This is a genomic window from Kibdelosporangium phytohabitans, from assembly GCF_001302585.1.
GTDB classification, from domain to species: Bacteria; Actinomycetota; Actinomycetes; order Mycobacteriales; family Pseudonocardiaceae; genus Kibdelosporangium; species Kibdelosporangium phytohabitans.
On record NZ_CP012752.1, the window covers coordinates 11,162,784 to 11,177,266 of the forward strand.

Consider the following 14,483-nt stretch of genomic DNA (forward strand, 5'->3'; position numbering starts at 1 on the left):
CCTCAGTGCCGGATGGCTGCCGTGATGACGGCCTGCACGGTTTCGGTGATCCGGTCGGCCGCCTGGTCCGGGTCGGGACTGCCCACTTCGAGCCAGGCCATCGTCGCCTCGACGGTCACGGTGAGCGCCAGGTTCGCGGCCCACTTCGCCCAGCGGCGGTCGGGGATCAGGTCACGCATCCGGTGCCGCAGCGTCTCGATCAGTTCGGCGCGCAACGCGTCGATGTCCGCGCGGAAGTCCGCTTCCCGCGCGGCCTGGTGGAAAAGCAGGCGGAACTCGGCGGTCTCCTTCGCCGCCCACCGCACGAGCGCGCCCACTGTGGACTCGGTCAGCTCGTCACCCGTCGCTGCCGCAAGCCTTTCGCCCGCGCGCTCGCACGCCGCGCGGTAGAGGTCCGCTTTGGACTCGAAGTGCCGGTACAGGATCATCCGGCTCACCCCGGCCGCCGCGGCGACGTCCTCCAGCCCGGTTGAGGCGTATCCCTTGTCCGCGAACACTTTCGTCGCCTGCGCCAGCAGCTGTTCGCGCCGTTGCCGCCTGGGCAGCTTCACTGTTACGCCTCCGGGTATACGGCTCGTGTATACGTATGTGCAACATCAGCGGCCACGAAAAAGGCGGACCCGGTGCGGGTCCGCCTTCTCGTGCCCAGCGGGTCGCTCAGACTGCGGCGGCCTCGTCGGCGAGCAGGTTACGGGTACGAGCCGGGTCCACCGGGATACCGGGGCCCATCGTCGTGGTGAAGGTGACCTTCTTGAGGTACTTGCCCTTGGCCGACGACGGCTTCGCGCGCAGGATCTCGTCCAGCGCGGCTGCGTAGTTCTCGACCAGCTTGTCGTCGTCGAACGACGCCTTGCCGATCACCAGGTGCAGGTTGGCCTGCTTGTCGACGCGGAAGTTGATCTTTCCGCCCTTGATGTCGGCGACGGCCTTGGCCACCGCGGGGGTGACCGTGCCGGTCTTCGGGTTCGGCATCAGGCCACGCGGGCCGAGGATCCTGGCGATCCGGCCGACCTTGGCCATCTGGTCCGGGGTGGCGATCGCGGCGTCGAAGTCGAGCCAGCCACCCTGGATGCGCTCGATCAGGTCCTCGGCGCCAACGGCGTCCGCACCGGCGGCTTCGGCCTCAGCGGCCTTGTCGCCCGTCGCGAACACGATGACGCGTGCGGTCTTACCGGTTCCGTGCGGCAGGTTCACGGTGCCGCGGACCATCTGGTCTGCCTTGCGGGGGTCGACACCCAGGCGGATCGCGACCTCGACGGTCGCGTCCATCTTCACCTTGGAGGTCTCCTTGGCGAGCTTGGCGGCCTCGAGCGGCGAGTACAGCCGCTCCTTGTCCACCAGCTCGGCGGCCTGACGATAGGCCTTGCTGCGCTTTGCCATGCTGTTTCCCTAACTAACAGTTGTGGTGACGGGCCGCGCTCGGCCCTCCCACGGGTTCTTGCAGAAAGTTCTCATTCGACCTTGATGCCCATGGATCACGCCGCGCCGGCGATTTCCTTGACGGGCACTGTGCTGCCTGGTCGACGTCGCTCTTACTCGACCGTGATGCCCATCGAACGGGCGGTGCCCGCGATGATCTTGGCTGCCTGGTCGATGTCGTTGGCGTTGAGGTCGGCCTGCTTCTGCTGGGCGATCTCCTTCACCTGGTCCCAGGTCACCTTGGCGACCTTGACGCGGTGCGGCTCGCCGCTGCCCTTGTCGACACCGGCGGCCTTCAGCAGCAGCTTCGCGGCCGGCGGGGTCTTGAGCTTGAAGTCGAACGAGCGGTCTTCGTACACGGAGATCTCGACCGGCACCACGGTGCCACGCTGCGACTCGGTCGCGGCGTTGTAGGCCTTGCAGAACTCCATGATGTTGACGCCGTGCTGACCCAGCGCGGGGCCGACCGGCGGGGCCGGGTTGGCCTGACCCGCCGTGATCTGCAGCTTGATGATCGCTGCAAGCTTCTTCTTCTTGGGTGGCATTCTCGTATTCCTGTTTCCTGCGTGGGTCCGCGCGACGAACCTGCCGTGCCGCCGCGCGGCCGCCGGCCTTCACACAGTGAGGCCGGTCAGATCTTGGAGACCTGGCTGAACGACAGCTCGACCGGGGTCTCCCGACCGAAGATCGACACCAGGACCTTGAGCTTCTGCGCGTCCGCGTTGACCTCGTTGATGGTCGCGGGGAGCGTGGCGAACGGGCCGTCCATGACTGTAACCGATTCGCCGACCTCGAAGTCGACCTCGACGGTCGGCTTCGTCGCCGTCGCGGTGGGCTTGCCTGCCGCCGGCTTGGTCTGCTCGACCTGCGGCAGCAGGAACTTCGCCACCTCGTCGATGGTCAGCGGGGACGGCTTGGACGTCGCACCGACGAAGCCGGTGACGCCGGGGGTGTTGCGGACCGCACTCCACGACGGGTCGTTGAGGTCCATCCTGACCAGGATGTAGCCGGGCAGCACCTTGCGCTGCACCTGCTTGCGCTGGCCGTTCTTGATCTCGGTGACCTCTTCGGTCGGCACCTCGACCTGGAAGATGTAGTCCTCCATGTCGAGGGTCTGGATGCGGGTCTCGAGGTTGGTCTTGACCTTGTTCTCGTACCCGGCGTAGGAGTGGATCACGTACCAGTCGCCCGGCGCGCGGCGCAGCGCCTCGCGCAGCTCGGCGACGGGGTCCTCTTCGGCCTCGGCCTCCGCTGCGACGGTCTCGTCCTCGGCGGCATCCTGCTCGCCGGCGGCGTCGACGTCGACGTCATCGACGTCCTCGTCGGTCTCCGCCTGGGCGAGGGTCTCCTCGTCCTGGATGGCGACGACCTCGTCGTCGGCCGGACTGGTCAGCCCCTGGCCGCCAGCGGCGCCGTTCTCGGAGGTCACTGTGATCTCGCTTCCTATCTCTACGCTCGCGTGCGGCCCGCTTATCCGAAGATCGACTGCACGCCCTTGCCGATGCCGAGGTCGAGCCCGGCGATGATGGCCACCATCACGGCGAGGAAGACCAGGACGACCGCGGTGTAGGTGATCATCTGCTTGCGCGTCGGCCAGATGACCTTGCGCAGCTCGGCGACAACCTCTTTGAGGAACCGGAAGAGCCGGGCGAACACGCCCGCGCGCTTCTCCTTGCCGTCCCGCGACGGGGTGGCGCGGCCCTTCTTGCCCTCGGTCAGCGCCTCGCCGTCGGCCGGCTTCGACTTGGGCTTGGCCTTGGCGGCCGGAGCTGCGTCCTTGCGCGCGGCAGGACGCGCCGACGCGCGGCGTTCGCGCCGCGCAGCGGCGGTGACCGGACGGGACTGAGGCTTCTTGTCCTCTTCCCGATCCTTGCCCGGCTCCTCGCTCACGCCAGTTCCTCCGCTCGCCAGCCTTGACCTTCGTTGCAGGGGCGACAGGACTTGAACCTGCAACCTGCGGTTTTGGAGACCGCTGCTCTGCCAATTGAGCTACGCCCCTGTGCATCCCGTTCCCCCGAGCGGCTCGTGGAGCCACCCCGTGGACGAGATCCACTGTCCCCACTCTGTCAGAGCCGACCGCGTGGGGCAAAGTGACTTTCGTTCCGAGTTCGAAAGTGTACGGCAAGGCCTGGAGGCCCTTGAAATCGCGGGTCACCTTCGCGTCGGGCACGTCGGCCGGTCTGCGACGATGCGGTCATGTCAGCAGGTGAAGAACAGCAGGTCAGGCCCCGGGTGTCGGTCCGGATCGGCGGCATCAGCGAGTCGGCGACCCTGGCGGTCGACGCCAAGGCGAAGGCGCTCAAGGCAGCGGGACGCCCGGTGATCGGCTTCGGCGCGGGCGAGCCCGACTTCCCCACCCCCGACGCGATCGTCCAGGCGGCCGTGCAGGCGGCAGGCGATCCGCGCAACCACCGGTACACCCCCGCGGCCGGGCTGCCGGAACTGCGCGCGGCGATCGCGGCGAAGACCAAACGCGACAGCGGCTACGAGATCGACGCGAGCCAGGTCATCGTGACCAACGGCGGCAAGCACGCGGTCTACCAGACCTGTGCGACCCTGCTCGACCCCGGCGACGAGGTGATCCTGCCCGCGCCGTACTGGACCACGTACCCCGAGTCGATCACCCTGGCCGGCGGCGTGCCGGTGCCCGTGGTGACCGACGAGACCCAGGGCTACCTGGTCACGGTCGAGCAGCTGGAAGCGGCCCGCACGCCGCGCACCAAGGCGCTGATGTTCGTCTCGCCGTCCAACCCGACCGGCGCGGTGTACCCGCGTGAGCAGGTCGAGGCGATCGGCCGGTGGGCAGTCGAGCACGGCATCTGGGTGATCGCGGACGAGATCTACGAGCACCTGGTCTACGACGGCGCCAAGGCCGAGTCCATGCCGGTCGTGGTGCCGGAGCTGGCGGACACGTGCGTGATCGTCAACGGCGTCGCCAAGACGTACGCGATGACCGGCTGGCGCGTCGGCTGGATGATCGCCCCCAAGGACGTCACGAAGGCCGCGGCGAACCTCCAGTCCCACTTGTCGTCGAACGTGGCGAACGTGTCCCAGCGGGCCGCTCTGGCGGCCGTGTCGGGCCCGCTGGACGCCGTGCGGGAGATGCACACGGCGTTCGACCGCCGTCGGCAGGCGATCGTGCGGATGCTCTCGCAGATCCCCGGCGTCGAGGTGCCGACGCCGAAGGGCGCGTTCTACGTGTACCCGTCGGTGAAAGGCTTGCTGGGCAAGGAAATCCGTGGCGTCCGGCCGCGGACGAGCACGGAACTGGCGGCGCTGATCCTCGAACACGCCGAGGTCGCGGTGGTGCCGGGTGAGGCGTTCGGGACGCCCGGCTACTTCAGGCTGTCGTACGCGCTCGGCGACGAGGACCTGGCCACGGGCATGACGAGGATGGCCAACCTGCTGCAAGAAGCCAGGTAAATGCTCGTGAGTGTTTCGTCCGGTTCTAACCGGACGAAACACTCACGAGAGTTTGAGGAGGGCTTGGGCTTTGCCGAGGACGGTCTTGCCGTCGAACTTGGCGGTGATGTCGACGCGGACAGTGCCGTCTTCGTTGACATCGCGGACCTTGCCGGACAGCTCGACGGTCGCGCCCTTGTCGTCGTTGGGGACCACGACGGGACGCGTGAACCGGACGCCGTACTGCAGGACCTTGCCGGGGTCGCCGACCCACTGGGTGATCACGCGACCGGCCAGCGCCATGGTGAGCATGCCGTGCGCGATGACGTCCGGCAGGCCGACTTCCTTGGCGAACGACTCGTTCCAGTGGATCGGGTTGAAGTCGAGCGAGGCACCCGCGTAGCGCACGAGGTCCTTGCGCGTGACGTGCACGGTCAACGACGGCAGCTCGTCACCCACGGCGGTCATACGGCAGCCTCTTCCGGCTTCACGGCATCCCGCACGACGAGCTGGGCGTACGAGATGACGACGATCTCGTCGTCGGCGTCGACGATGTCGGCCCGCATGTTGATGAAGTCGTTGCTCGCGCGATGCATGATGTCCTCGATGTGGACGATCACGCGCAGCTCGTCACCGGCGCGCACCTGGCGGTTGTAGACGAAGCTCTGGTCGCCGTGCACCATCCGGCTGTAGTCCAGCCCCAGCTCCGGGTCGTTGATCACGACGTTGATCGCGGCCAGGTTGATGATGGTGAGGAACGTCGGCGGGGTGACGACATCCGAATACCCGGCGGCCTGTGCGGCAGCCGGGTCGGAGTAGAGCGGGTTGTCGTCACCGATCGCCTCGGCGAACTCTCGGATCTTGGCCCGGCTGACCTGGTAGACCGGTGAGGCCGGGTAGCTGCGTCCGATGAAGGAGGGATCGAGAGCCATGAGGAGCTAGCTCAGCGAGTTTCCTTGTGCGCCTGGTGCGTCTTGCAGTTCGGGCAGAACTTCTTCAGCTCGATGCGGTCCGGGTCGTTGCGCCGGTTCTTCCGGGTGATGTAGTTGCGGTGCTTGCACACCTCGCACGCGAGCGTGATCTTCGGTCGCACGTCAGTGGCAGCCACAGCAGTACCTTTCTAAACCAAACGATGGTCCCCGCCCCACTCTTGGGGGTCCAGGGGGTGGAGCCCCCTGGGCGGGGTCTGGGGGTTGCACCCCCAGTGTAATGCGGAGCGATGAAGGCTCGCGTTCGCCGCGAGCACACCTCTCCCAATCGCGTAGCGGTGGGCGGACTTGAACCGCCGACACAACGATTATGAGCCGTTTGCTCTACCACCTGAGCTACACCGCCACATGGAACAAGCCGCAACGTCTGGGTGGACGTTACGGCTAGGCCCACAGAGCCCCAATACGGAATCGAACCGTAGACCTTCTCCTTACCATGGAGACGCTCTACCGACTGAGCTATTGGGGCGTGCTCTAGGAGCGAGGTGAACTCTACACACTCCTTCGAGCGGATTGAAACCGGGGGTCCCTTCTAGGACAGCAAAGTGAGCACGGTCTCGTCCATGCGGCCCGGGGTCTTGGTCGTCCTGGCCTGCAACCATGCCTCCAGCCTGCTCTCCGAGAGCGGGCGGGAGATCAGGTAGCCCTGGATGACGTCGCAGCCCATCGCGGACAGCTGGTCGCGGGCCACGTCCTCCTCGACGCCCTCGGCGACCACGGACAGGCCCAGCGAGTGGCCCAGTTCGACGATCGAGCGCACCACCGCGAGGTCCGAGAGATCCGTACCCATCCCGAACACGAAGCTCTTGTCGATCTTGACCTCGTCCACGGGCAGCTGCCGCAGGTACGCCAGCGAGCTGTAGCCGGTGCCGAAGTCGTCGACCGCGAGCACCACGCCCAACGCGTGCAGCCTGCGCAGCACCGGCAGCGCCTTCTGCGGGTCGGCCATCACGCCGGACTCGGTCAGCTCCAGCGTCAGCAGCTCCGGCGGGACGCCGTAGCGCGTCAGCAGGTCCGACACCTGCTCGGGGAAGTCCTGTTCGGCCAGGCTGCGCACGGAGATGTTGACCGCGGCCGAGATCCGCAGGCCCTTGTCGAGCCACTTGCGGACCTTGGTCAGCGCCTGCTCCATCACGAACCCGGTCAGCGCGCCGACCAGGCCGGCCGCCTCGATGGCCGGTACGAACTCGTCCGGGTGCAGGTCGCCGTACTCCGGGTGGGTCCAGCGCACCAGCGCTTCGACACCGAGCACGTTGCGGCTGGGCAGCGCGACCTTCGGCTGGTAGTGCACCTTGACCTGGCCGGTCTCCACGGCGTGCCGGAACTGGGTGACCAGCTGGAACCGGCGCAGGAAGATCTGGCCCATGCTCGGCATGTACGCGCGGACGGGCTCGCCGCCGGCTTTCGCGGCGCGTACCGCCACGTCGGCGTGCTGCAGGAGCGTGTCGACGTCGACGACCGTCTGCTCGTCCTCCATGGCGGCGGAGACGAAACCGACGACCGCGCCCGCGTCGAGCGTCAGGCGTTCCACGATGTACGGCGCGATCAGCATGTCCCGCAAGCGTTCCGCGAGGGCGTGCATCTCGTCGATCGGGCGCCCGTGCATCAGCGCGGCGAACGCCATGCCCTCCAGCCGGGCGATCATGCTCTCCGGGCCGAGGGTGTCGCGGATCCGGCGCGCGGCCGCGGAGACCATCCGGTCGCCCCACGCGTAGCCGAGCGCGTCGCTGACCGTGGACAACACGTCGAGGTCGATCCGGACGACCATGGCCTGCGGGTCCGACCGCAACGCCTCGGTCGCCGCCTGCCGGAATCCCGGCCGGTTGAGCAGGCCCGTCAACGGGTCGTGGTACGCGTCGTGCCGCAGCCGCGACAACAGCCTGCGGTTGTCCAACGCGGTCGCGAGGTGGCTGGCCATCGTGCCGATCAGGCGCATGTCGGCCGTACCGAAGCCACGCCAACGGCTTTGCCTGTCGTGCGCCTCGACGACGCCGAGCAGATGACTCGCGCTGCGCAACGGGACAACAAGCGCTTCTGTCGCGTCCCTGCGCAGCAATGACTGACGGATTTCCGGCATGGCGTCTATCCGGCGGAAGTGCCGTACGTGCGAGCCGGGCAGGCGCAGCAACGGATCGCCCTTGGATCCGGTGACGTCACCGGTGTTCAGTTCCTGCGGCAGGTCCGTCCCGGCGACCACGGTTCGCATCGGCGCCTGGGGATCGAACCTGATGTGCAGCACGACCCGGGTCGCCGACAGCTGGTCCTTGATGCGTTCGGCGATCGCGTGCCATTCGTCGTTGGCCACGCCCGCGGAGACGTCGTCGAGGCCGGTCGCGGGTTTCGCGGCGGCCTGCTGGCCCGAGCGCGCGACGATCAGACCGACCTGGGACAACGCCTCCAGGTCGCGTTGGTCGCGCAGCAGCCCGGAGTAGGCGACGTACAGCGCGCCGAAGCCGGAGAGGGCGAGCAGGATCAGTGGCCAGCCACCCTCCTCCTGCACGGTCACCACGTAGCCGACGACGCCGACCGCGGAGTTGACCATGCCGAGCACCAGGGTGCGGCCGACCAGCAGGATCCCGGCGGACAACCGGATCCGCCTGCCGAGCACGTACACCGTGACCAGGCCGAGCAGCGTGCTGGACACCGGAGCGGCGAACGCGCCGACGAACGGACCGGCCCAGTCGGGGCCGACACCGGCGAGGCTGAGCCGGAACGCTTGCAGCACAGCGAAAGCCGTGCTGATCTCGATCACGAGCACGCCCGCGTTGTAGAGGACGCGGTCGTGCACACCGCGGATGAGCAGCGTGCTCACGCCTGCGATGACGTGCGCGAGCAGCACGAGTTCGAAGGGCGCGACGAACAGCCCGATGGCGAGCGGGATCTCGGTGAACGAGATCGACCAGCTGACGCCGCTGCGGACGTCGACGTTGATGGCGAGCTGTTCGGCGATCAGGAAGCCGAGGACCAGCAGCAGACCGGTCCAGATGTGGTCGGTCGTGTAGTCCGTCGGCGGCATCCACCACGAGACGAGCAACGCCCCGAGCAGACCGATCAGGACGACGCTGATCGAGTAGAAACGGAAACGACGGACAAGCGGGGTCTCATCTACCGGCTCCACGACATCCGGTCGCTCCGCCATGCCGCCTCCTCGTCCGACCGGGGTACGGGCATTTCGGGTACGTCGCGGCATCACCACAGCGTCACCACAGCTTTGGCAGTCGGGTCACTGTACCCCGATCAGGCGAAATAGCCACCCATTCCGACGGCGCAGAGTTCCCGCCGACCTCGCGAACCGGTGACAACCAGGCCCGTTCGGAACCCGGCGCCGCGATGACGTAGATCACTTTCCAACCCCTTGGACGGCAGGCGAATGTTCCACGCCTGAACCGGCTGGTAGCGATGAATCCGCGGCGGAACGGTGCCGCGGCGCAGACTTTATCCGGCATCGGATCGAGTTGAGACCAATCTGTTATCGCGGCCACAGCCAAGTACGCCCGTCTGGGGTAAACGGAGTGAACATGTGTCACCGGGGCGTCACGCGCGGTGTTCACCGGTCTACGAGAACAGTGCCGCCGCCCGCCTGCTCCACTCGTCGGCCCGGACGACGTTCATGAGGTCGGCGAACCTGATCACTTCCCGCAGCACGACGGGTTCGGCGGACGGCCACAGCTCCTCGGCCAACGGGCCGATGCGAACAGACCTCCGCCGCACTGATCCCGAGTCCCGTGCGATCTCCTGGTCGTCGAAGCCGTCCAGCCACCATGAAAACACCTCGCGCCGCCGGGTGGGCAGGTCGGCGAGCAGGCATCGCACCCGGGCCGCTGACTCCCGGGACAGGACAGGGTCTTCGTCGTAGTGGTGCGCCGCGTCCGTATCGGTCAGTTCGACCGGGCCTGCTCCGGCCGCGCGTGCGGCGTCGACCGCGTGCCAGTAGGCCGTGCGCCGGGCCCAGGTGAGCGGGCGGTCGATCGCGTCCCGGCTCCATGTAAGACCGTGTGAGTCACGTTCGGGCGTCATTCAGGTCTGCCGAGCACAACGACCACGGCGAGCGCTGCGACCAGCACGGACGCGATGACCACGACCGCGGTGGACTGCGTGGTCAGATAAAGGCTGGTCAGGCTCGCGCCAACGGTGTTGCTCACGTGCGTGCTGTTCTTGTCCTTGGCACGGCGCGGTGATGTGGTCATGCCCTGCTTGATGGAAATCAGCCCGACGCGTGCGAAGCGGCGGCGGGCGACGGCTTAGATTGAGCGCGATGAGTACTGAACGGCGCCGGGCACGCAGGCAGCCCACCAAACTGTGGCGGGCACCCGTGCTCCGCACCGAACGGATCACTCCCCGGATGGCGAGGATCACGGTCGGCGGGCCGCAGATCGACGATTTCGTCGGGTCCGGCACGGACGAGAACGTGATGCTCTACCTCTACGAACCCGGTGCCGACCTGCCCGAGCCGCTGACACTGGAGTCGGCGCGGGTGGCGATGTCGCGCGTGCGGCCGTACATGCGCACGTACACGATCAGCAGGCACGATCCCGCGGCCAACGAGATCGACTTCGACTTCGTGCTGCACGGCGACCACGGGCCCGCGTCCAAGTGGGCGTCCAACGCGGCGATCGGTGACGAGGTGATCTTCGTCGGACCGTCGCCCGCCTACCAGCCGGACCTGACCGCGGCGTGGCACCTGCTGATCGGCGACGAGACCGCCCTGCCCGCGATCGGGTCGATCACGCGGGCGTTGCCGGGGGCGACGATCCGGGCGTTCGTCGAGGTCGAGGACGTGGCCGAGCAGCAGGACCTCGACGTGACGTGGGTTCACCGAAACGGTGTTCCAGCAGGTAGCAGCGAGCCGTTGGTCAAGGCGCTGGCAGCCGCGGACTTCCCGGACGGCAAGCCCGCGGTCTGGGCGGCCGGCGAGCGGCAGGTCATGCAGGCCGTGCGTGAAGTGCTTGTCGAGAAGGGCATCGAGCGGGCGAGTGTGCGCCCGGCCACGTACTGGCGCCTCGGTCACGCCGGGTCCTAACAGGAACTTCCCCCCTTACGGGAGCGTTGTTTCGTAAGGAACTCGGGAAGGAGGGCACCGTGCACAAGCACTACAACGGGGTGAAGACCGCTCTCCTGCTCGGCGGTATGAGTGCTCTCATCCTGCTGGTCAGCTCGTTGTTCGGCCGGACCGCCCTGGTCATCGGGCTGCTCATCGCGCTCGGCGTGAACGCCTACGCCTACTTCAACTCCGAGAAGATCGCGTTGCGCGCGATGCGTGCACGCCCTGTGTCGCAGTGGGAACAGCCTGCGATGTACCGCATCGTGCGCGAGTTAGCCAACACCGCGCGCCAACCGATGCCACGGCTGTACATCAGCCCGACGCAGGCGCCCAACGCGTTCGCGACAGGCCGTAACCCGCGCAACGCCGCGGTGTGTTGCACCACGGGGATTCTGGAGATTCTCGACGAGCGTGAGCTGCGCGCTGTGCTCGGGCACGAGCTGTCGCACGTCTACAACCGCGACATCCTCATCTCTTGCGTGGCGGGGGCGCTGGCCAGCGTGATCGGGTTCCTCGCCAACTTCGCGATGCTGTTCGGCCTGTTCGGCGGCAGCGACGACGACCGGCCCAACCCGCTGGCGATGCTGTTGATCGCGATCCTCGGCCCGGTTGCCGCCGGTGTCGTGCGGATGGCGATCAGCAGGTCACGGGAGTACCAGGCGGACGAGTCCGGTGCCGACCTGACCGGCGATCCGCTGGCGTTGGCGTCGGCGCTGCGCAAGCTGGAGATCGGCACGCGGCGGGCACCACTGGCGCCCGAACCGGCCATCGCGTCGCAGTCGCACCTGATGATCGCCAACCCGTTCCGCCCGGGTGAGCAACTGGCACGGCTGTTCGACACCCATCCGCCGATCGCCGAACGCATCCGACGACTGGAGGACATAGCCCGTCGCGGGCTGTGAACTTCTGGCGGTGTCGTGGCGGCGCTCGCACTGGGATTGTCCGAAGCATGGACGGTGACATCCGGCAGCGGTTGGTCTACGGCGACCACAACGCGCTGGCCGAGGTGTACGACTCGCACGGCGCAACCGTTTACGCCGTCGCCTTATGCGTCACAGGTGATGCCGCGGTGGCCTCGGAGATCACCGTGAACGCGTTCGTGCGCCTGTGGGACCGTCCGCTCACCTTCGACCTGTCACAGGCAAGCCTGCAGTGCTGGCTGGCGATGACAGCCCATCGGCTCGCGGTGCAATGGTTGCGGCAGAACGACCCTGCTCCTGGTGAACGGGTTGCTGCCGAGCGTCCGGTCGCGTTGGCGGCGTTGCCGGACCTGACCAGGCAGGCGATCGAGCTGGCGTACTTCGACGGCCGCACGTACCAGCAGATCGCGGTGGAACTCGGCATCCCGGCGGGCACGGCGAAAGCACGGCTGCGCGCCGGTCTGCGTGAGCTGGCGGCAGCCCTGTGACAGGCCACGCGGCGGTGTCGTCGCTGCTCGCTGCCTGGATGATGTGCGCATGCGCCCCGGATGAGTCCGACGCAGTCGAAGCGCACCTGGGGACGTGCGAAACCTGCCGCGCCGAGGTGCGTAGCCTCACCGAAGCGACACATTTGCTTGTCGCACAGGGAACTCAGCCGCCCAACAGCCTGCGTGACAAGGTGCTTGCGGCCACCCGCCGGGCAAGCGACACCATGGCGTACTCAGCGACCGTCTCCGCCCTGGGCGCGCTGTTGAAGGAACTCGGCCCCGACGACGACGTCACTGGCCAGCTCAATCGCCTGGCAGCGGGTGACAAGCTCGTCGCCGACCAATTGGGCGTGTGCGAGACGGAAACCTGGCGGGAGCAAGCCATCGCCGTCTGCCAAGCACTGACAACCAGGTCAATGCCAGCGGACCTGATGCTTTCCCGCGCGTACGAAACATGGATCTGCGCCCGTGACATCGCCGCGGCGACATACAAGGAACTACCGCCACCACCGCCGCAACACCTGCACGCGATCGCGGACTTCGCCGCCCGCCTCCTGCCGTACGCAGCCGCGTACCGCCGCCTGACACGACCGGACAACGTGGTCAGGCTGGTGCTCGCCGGACCAGGCGGCGGGACATGGTCCCTGCCCCTTGACGGCAGCGGCGTCGTCACGGTCGAGATGACGCTGGACACGGAAGCGTTCTGCCTGCTGATGGCGGGCAGAACGCAACCGCGGTCGGTGGACGTGATGATCCGCGGCGACGTCGAGCTCGGCTACGACCTGCTCGACGCCGGCCCGGCACTAGTCGCCCGTTGACCCAGCGGCCTTGGCGACCGCCATCACATAATCGCCGTAGCCCGACTTCGCGAGCTTGGCGCCCAACCCGTAGCACTCGTCAGCAGTGATGTACCCCATAGCCAACGCGACCTCCTCAAGGCACGCGATCCGCACGCCCTGACGGTGCTCAAGCACCTGCACGAACTGACCAGCCTCCAGCAGCGAGTCGTGCGTACCGGTGTCCAGCCACGCGAACCCGCGACCGAGATCGATCAGCTTGGCCCGGTTCTGCCGCAAATAGGCGACGTTGACGTCAGTGATCTCCAACTCACCACGAGCCGACGGCGCAAGGCCCCTGGCGATCTCCACAACCTGGTTGTCGTAGAAGTAGAGACCGGTGATCGCCTTGTTGGAACGCGGAACAGCGGGCTTCTCCTCGATGGAGACCAGCTGACCGGTGGCGGCATCGACCTCGCCGACGCCGTACCGCTGCGGATCCTTGACCGGATAGCCGAACAACGTGGCGCCGTCCAGCTGCGCGGCCTCACGCTGCAGGATCTTGGAAAACCCCTGGCCGTAGAAGATGTTGTCGCCGAGGACTAGGGCGACACTGTCGGACCCGACGAAGTCGGCGCCGATGATGAAAGCCTCCGCGAGACCGTTGGGAGCGGCCTGCTCGGCGTACGAGAACGAGACCCCGAACTGCGACCCGTCACCCAGCAGCCTGGCGAAACTGGGCAGGTCGGTCGGGGTGGAGATGATCAGGATGTCCCTGATCCCGGAGAGCATCAGAACCGAGATCGGGTAGTAGATCATCGGCTTGTCGTACACCGGGAGCAGCTGCTTGGACGTCGCCTGCGTGATCGGGTGCAGCCGGGTGCCGCTGCCCCCGGCGAGCACGATCCCGCGCATCAGCGGTAGTTGGTGAACTGGAGGGCGATCCCGAAATCCTTGGTCTTGAGCAGGGAGATGACGTCCTGCAAGTGGTCCTTCTTCTTGCCCGACACCCGCAGCTGGTCGCCCTGGATCTGCGCCTGGACACCCTTGGGGCCCTCGTCGCGGACGGCCTTGGCGATCTCCTTGGCCTTGTCGGTGGCGATGCCCTGCAGGATCTTGCCGCCCGCCTTGTAGATCTTGCCGGACGGCTTGGGCTCGTCGGCCTCGAAAGCCTTCAGGGAGATGTTGCGCTTGATCAGCTTCTCCTTGAAGACCTCGATCGCCGCCAGACACCGCTCCTCGGTCTCGGCCTGGATGGAGATCGTCTCCTCACCGGTCCAGTCGATCTCGGCGCCGGTGCCACGGAAGTCGAACCGGGTGGACAGCTCCTTGCCAGCCTGGTTGATCGCGTTGGTCACCTCCTGCCGGTCGACCTTGCTCACCACGTCGAACGACGGGTCCGCCACGTCACCGCACCTCCGAGTCGATCCACCAAAAGCCCTGGAGAT

Annotated in this window: 18 protein-coding genes, 3 tRNA genes and 1 pseudogene; 6 read left to right on the plus strand and 16 right to left on the minus strand. The window is 67.2% G+C overall.

Annotation, left to right across the window (positions count from 1 at the left end):
* Positions 1 to 2: 2 nt before the first annotated feature.
* The 6 genes from AOZ06_RS50035 to AOZ06_RS50060 form a co-directional block, all read right to left on the minus strand.
* On the minus strand, positions 3 to 551 hold the full coding sequence (locus tag AOZ06_RS50035; protein ID WP_236951987.1) for a TetR/AcrR family transcriptional regulator: 549 nt from the start codon (positions 549 to 551) through the stop codon (positions 3 to 5).
* Between the two features lie 106 nt (positions 552 to 657).
* Positions 658 to 1,380: a 50S ribosomal protein L1 gene (gene rplA / locus AOZ06_RS50040; protein ID WP_054295817.1), complete on the minus strand. Its 723-nt coding sequence runs from the start codon at positions 1,378 to 1,380 to the stop codon at positions 658 to 660.
* Between the two features lie 152 nt (positions 1,381 to 1,532).
* Complete coding sequence (gene rplK, locus AOZ06_RS50045; RefSeq protein ID WP_054295818.1) at positions 1,533 to 1,964, minus strand: 50S ribosomal protein L11; 432 nt, start codon at positions 1,962 to 1,964, stop codon at positions 1,533 to 1,535.
* Between the two features lie 86 nt (positions 1,965 to 2,050).
* Entirely contained in the window at positions 2,051 to 2,848 is a 798-nt protein-coding gene (nusG, locus tag AOZ06_RS50050; RefSeq protein ID WP_054295819.1) for a transcription termination/antitermination protein NusG, read from the minus strand.
* A 41-nt stretch (positions 2,849 to 2,889) separates the two neighbouring features.
* On the minus strand, positions 2,890 to 3,309 hold the full coding sequence (gene secE, locus AOZ06_RS50055) for a preprotein translocase subunit SecE (RefSeq protein WP_083472463.1): 420 nt from the start codon (positions 3,307 to 3,309) through the stop codon (positions 2,890 to 2,892).
* A 36-nt stretch (positions 3,310 to 3,345) separates the two neighbouring features.
* A tRNA-Trp gene (locus AOZ06_RS50060) sits at positions 3,346 to 3,418 on the minus strand.
* 197 nt (positions 3,419 to 3,615) lie between these two features.
* Between AOZ06_RS50060 and AOZ06_RS50065 the strand changes: the two genes are divergently transcribed.
* Positions 3,616 to 4,842 (plus strand): pyridoxal phosphate-dependent aminotransferase, encoded by a 1,227-nt coding sequence (locus AOZ06_RS50065; RefSeq protein WP_054295820.1) that lies wholly within the window; start codon positions 3,616 to 3,618, stop codon positions 4,840 to 4,842.
* A gap of 42 nt (positions 4,843 to 4,884) precedes the next feature.
* Here AOZ06_RS50065 and AOZ06_RS50070 read toward each other — a convergent pair whose 3' ends face one another.
* The 8 genes from AOZ06_RS50070 to AOZ06_RS57505 all read right to left on the minus strand — a co-directional run bounded on the left by AOZ06_RS50070 (position 4,885) and on the right by AOZ06_RS57505 (position 9,997).
* Positions 4,885 to 5,289 (minus strand): MaoC family dehydratase, encoded by a 405-nt coding sequence (locus AOZ06_RS50070; protein WP_054295821.1) that lies wholly within the window; start codon positions 5,287 to 5,289, stop codon positions 4,885 to 4,887.
* Positions 5,286 to 5,753 carry an FAS1-like dehydratase domain-containing protein gene (locus AOZ06_RS50075; RefSeq protein WP_054295822.1) on the minus strand — a complete coding sequence of 156 codons (468 nt, stop codon included), beginning with the start codon at positions 5,751 to 5,753 and terminating at the stop codon, positions 5,286 to 5,288. The genes AOZ06_RS50070 and AOZ06_RS50075 overlap by 4 nt, the downstream gene beginning before the upstream one ends.
* An 11-nt stretch (positions 5,754 to 5,764) precedes the next feature.
* Positions 5,765 to 5,929 (minus strand): 50S ribosomal protein L33, encoded by a 165-nt coding sequence (gene rpmG / locus AOZ06_RS50080; protein WP_054295823.1) that lies wholly within the window; start codon positions 5,927 to 5,929, stop codon positions 5,765 to 5,767.
* Between the two features lie 154 nt (positions 5,930 to 6,083).
* Positions 6,084 to 6,156, minus strand: a tRNA-Met gene (locus AOZ06_RS50085).
* 50 nt (positions 6,157 to 6,206) lie between these two features.
* Positions 6,207 to 6,279 (minus strand) — tRNA-Thr (locus AOZ06_RS50090).
* 63 nt (positions 6,280 to 6,342) lie between these two features.
* Entirely contained in the window at positions 6,343 to 8,949 is a 2,607-nt protein-coding gene (locus AOZ06_RS50095) for a putative bifunctional diguanylate cyclase/phosphodiesterase (RefSeq protein WP_054295824.1), read from the minus strand.
* 416 nt (positions 8,950 to 9,365) lie between these two features.
* Positions 9,366 to 9,827 (minus strand): hypothetical protein, encoded by a 462-nt coding sequence (locus tag AOZ06_RS50100; protein WP_054295825.1) that lies wholly within the window; start codon positions 9,825 to 9,827, stop codon positions 9,366 to 9,368.
* Positions 9,824 to 9,997: a hypothetical protein gene (locus AOZ06_RS57505; RefSeq protein ID WP_157233682.1), complete on the minus strand. Its 174-nt coding sequence runs from the start codon at positions 9,995 to 9,997 to the stop codon at positions 9,824 to 9,826. Before AOZ06_RS57505 ends, AOZ06_RS50100 begins: the two co-directional genes overlap by 4 nt.
* Positions 9,998 to 10,065: 68 nt before the next feature.
* Here AOZ06_RS57505 and AOZ06_RS50105 point away from each other — a divergent pair, with 68 nt between their 5' ends.
* The 5 genes and pseudogenes from AOZ06_RS50105 (at position 10,066) to AOZ06_RS50120 (ending at position 13,077) form a co-directional block, all read left to right on the plus strand.
* Positions 10,066 to 10,830, plus strand: a complete 765-nt coding sequence (locus AOZ06_RS50105; protein WP_054295826.1) for a siderophore-interacting protein — start codon at positions 10,066 to 10,068, stop codon at positions 10,828 to 10,830.
* Between the two features lie 59 nt (positions 10,831 to 10,889).
* Positions 10,890 to 11,753, plus strand: coding sequence for a zinc metalloprotease HtpX (htpX, locus tag AOZ06_RS50110; RefSeq protein ID WP_054295827.1), 864 nt, complete (start codon positions 10,890 to 10,892; stop codon positions 11,751 to 11,753).
* Positions 11,754 to 11,800: 47 nt separating this feature from the next.
* A complete protein-coding gene (locus tag AOZ06_RS50115; protein WP_054295828.1) occupies positions 11,801 to 12,259 on the plus strand; it encodes an RNA polymerase sigma factor in 459 nt (152 codons plus the stop codon).
* 14 nt (positions 12,260 to 12,273) lie between these two features.
* Positions 12,274 to 12,357 (plus strand): annotated as a pseudogene (locus AOZ06_RS62435) (hypothetical protein); the annotation flags it as partial.
* Between the two features lie 18 nt (positions 12,358 to 12,375).
* A complete protein-coding gene (locus AOZ06_RS50120; RefSeq protein WP_236951988.1) occupies positions 12,376 to 13,077 on the plus strand; it encodes a hypothetical protein in 702 nt (233 codons plus the stop codon).
* On the opposite strand, the gene rfbA is transcribed toward AOZ06_RS50120, so the two are convergent.
* Both rfbA and AOZ06_RS50130 read right to left on the minus strand, forming a co-directional pair.
* Complete coding sequence (gene rfbA / locus AOZ06_RS50125; protein ID WP_054295830.1) at positions 13,063 to 13,950, minus strand: glucose-1-phosphate thymidylyltransferase RfbA; 888 nt, start codon at positions 13,948 to 13,950, stop codon at positions 13,063 to 13,065. The two genes, AOZ06_RS50120 and rfbA, sit on opposite strands and share 15 nt — an antisense overlap.
* Positions 13,950 to 14,441 carry a YajQ family cyclic di-GMP-binding protein gene (locus AOZ06_RS50130; RefSeq protein WP_054295831.1) on the minus strand — a complete coding sequence of 164 codons (492 nt, stop codon included), beginning with the start codon at positions 14,439 to 14,441 and terminating at the stop codon, positions 13,950 to 13,952. Before AOZ06_RS50130 ends, rfbA begins: the two co-directional genes overlap by 1 nt.
* Positions 14,442 to 14,483: the final 42 nt, after the last annotated feature.